We start from the raw sequence: 2626 nt of genomic DNA on the forward strand, positions 1-2626 counted from the left end.
TGGGAATTTGATGCAATTCAAAGATAAAAAAGAAGAATTTAAAGCGTTACTGAATCAATATTCTCTAGATTTTATTGGTGTTTACACAGGTGGGAATTTTATCTTCCCGGACATTTTAGAAGAGGAATTATTAAAAATCGAGGAAGTGGCAGCGCTTGCTTCTGAACTGGGCGCACGGCACTTAGTTGTCGGCGGAGGGGCTGTTCGCACGAATGGCATTTTAGAAAGCGATTACGCCGATTTGGGTAATGCCCTTAATAAAGTGGCAGCCATTGCGGAAAAATACAATCTCATTCCAAGCTATCATCCACACTTAGGAACATGTGTGGAAGCCCCTGATCAATTGGACAAGCTCATGCCGCTGACCACGATTCATCTATGTCCGGATACGGCCCATATTGAAGCAGGCGGCGGTGATCCGGTAGAGGTGATCAAGAAGTATGCGGATCGAATTAAATATATTCACTTTAAAGATTATCATAATGGAGAATTTTTACCTTTAGGAGAAGGGCACCAAAAATTCGATGAAATGATTCAGTTGTTAAATAAGGCTGGTTACGATGATTGGATTACCGTTGAATTGGACAGCTATGCAGATCCAAAAAAAGGGGCAGAGATTAGCCGTGACTTTTTATCAAGGTTTGAGACGGCAAATAAAGCTTAATGGTGAGTAGAAAGAGAGGAAGGCCTTATGAAAAGAAAATCTTCGTTGTTAATGACCATACTTTTAAGCGGTTGTCTCGCACTTACTGGGTGTGGTAATCAAACTTCTTCAAGTTCAGCCGATAGTGACAACAATACAAAAAGCACAGAAGAGCTTCCTAGTTCTGGGCCACTAACCATTAATCCTGACATTCCCGGAGATAAAGAGATTTTAAGTAAGGGTCCATATGGGGAGAATGCTATTTCAGCCAAAACGTTAAAACTTACGGAAGAAGAGATCCAAAAGATTAAAGAAGGTGACTATAAGGCAGCCATCGTTATGCATTATGCAGGGAATGACTGGTCAAAAGCACAAATTAATGGTTTAAAAGCAGCTTTTAAGCGAATGGGAATCAAAGTAGTTGCTGTGACGGATGCACAATTCAAGGTGGAAAAGCAAGTTTCGGATATTGAAACCGTATTAGCGAAATCCCCGGATATTATTGTAAGTATTCCAGTTGACGCTGTTTCCACTGCTGACGCGTATAAGAGAGCAGCCGATGCGGGAGTGAAGTTAGTCTTCATGGATAATGCTCCAAAAGGGCTAAAAGCTGGAAAAGATTATGTAAGCGTTGTATCAGCTGATAACTATGGAAACGGGGTTGAAGCGGCTGATATTATGGCTAAACAGCTTGGTGGAAAAGGGAAGATTGGTGTCATATTCCACGAGGCAGACTTCTTTGTAACGAAACAACGTACAGAAGCTTTTGAGAAAAGGATGAAAGAAAAATATCCAAAGATCAAAATTGTTGACCGTAGCGGTATTACTGATCCTAACACCGGGGAAAGATTAGCTTCAGCTATGTTAATAAAAAATCGTAAATTAGATGGTATATTTGCGGTTTGGGATGTTCCTGCGGAAGGGGCTTTAGCTGCTGCACGCACTGCGGCAAGAGAGGATCTTGTTATTACGACTATTGACTTGGGGACAAATGTTGCTTTAGAGATTGCTTCAGGAGGCATCGTAAAAGGACTTGGTGCGCAATTACCATATGACCAGGGAATAGCTGAGGCTATTTTAGCCGGACAAGCGCTGCTTGGTAAAGAAGCGCCGCCATATGTGGCTGTCCCATCCTTAAAGGTAACAGAAGAAAATGTCTTAGATTCATGGAAACTTGTTTACAATCAGAATGTTCCGGATGTTATTCAACGTGCAGCTGAACTTAATAAATAGTTTACTAATTTTATAGGAGGATTACAAAAATGAAAAAACTTAACGTAGGTATGATTGGCGGAGGATTTATGGGGAAAGCGCATGCACTTGCATATGCGGGGATGCCGATGTTCTTTTGGCCGGCACCAGCGATCCCTCATCGCCACACCATCGTTGATGTAACAGAAGAATTGGCAAAAGATGCCGCTGCAAAATTGGGATTTGAACATTATTCCACGGATTGGAGAGAGGTAGTCAACGATCCTAATATCGATATCATTGATATTGTCACTCCAAATAATACGCATGCTGAAATTGCGATTGCCGCCGCAAAAGCTGGCAAACACGTTATTTGTGAAAAACCGCTGGCACTAGGGGCTGAAGAAGCAAAAACCATGTTAGAGGCAGTAACAGAAGCCGGCGTCAAACATATGGTTGCCTTTAACTATCGAAGAACACCTGCTGTGGCATTGGCGAAAAAATACATTGAAGAAGGAAGAATCGGGAAAATCCTCAGCTTCCGCGGAACGTATCTGCAAGACTGGTCTGCTGATCCAAACTCACCTTTATCCTGGCGTTTCCAGAAAAAAGTTGCCGGATCCGGTGCTTTAGGTGATATCGGAACGCATGTTGTCGACTTTGCCCGTTATCTGGTCGGTGAAATCACGGATGTGAATGCGATGACAAAAACATGGATTCCGGAAAGACCGATTCAAACAGGCGGCGTAGACAAATTGGGGACAGTGAAAAGTACAGGGGATGTACCGAAAG

General features: G+C 42.5%; 3 protein-coding genes. All 3 read left to right on the forward strand.

Features of this window, described 5'->3' with window-relative positions; genetic code table 11:
- A partial coding sequence (locus tag ACFOU2_RS13390; RefSeq protein ID WP_377915915.1) for a sugar phosphate isomerase/epimerase family protein occupies positions 1 to 664 on the forward strand: 664 nt, incomplete at its 5' end.
- 27 nt (positions 665 to 691) lie between these two features.
- On the forward strand, positions 692 to 1876 hold the full coding sequence (locus tag ACFOU2_RS13395) for a substrate-binding domain-containing protein (protein WP_377915917.1): 1185 nt from the start codon (positions 692 to 694) through the stop codon (positions 1874 to 1876).
- A 29-nt stretch (positions 1877 to 1905) separates the two neighbouring features.
- Positions 1906 to 2626 (forward strand): Gfo/Idh/MocA family protein (locus tag ACFOU2_RS13400; RefSeq protein WP_377915919.1); only part of this gene is annotated, 721 nt, incomplete at its 3' end.

This window comes from Bacillus songklensis, from assembly GCF_042649685.1.
Classification (GTDB): Bacteria; Bacillota; Bacilli; order Bacillales; family Bacillaceae_H; genus Bacillus_BA; species Bacillus_BA songklensis.

Excerpts from the sequence above, each read along its gene's own strand:
- ACFOU2_RS13395 (WP_377915917.1), top strand. The coding sequence starts at position 692 with ATGAAAAGAAAATCTTCGTTGTTAATGACCATACTTTTAAGCGGTTGT.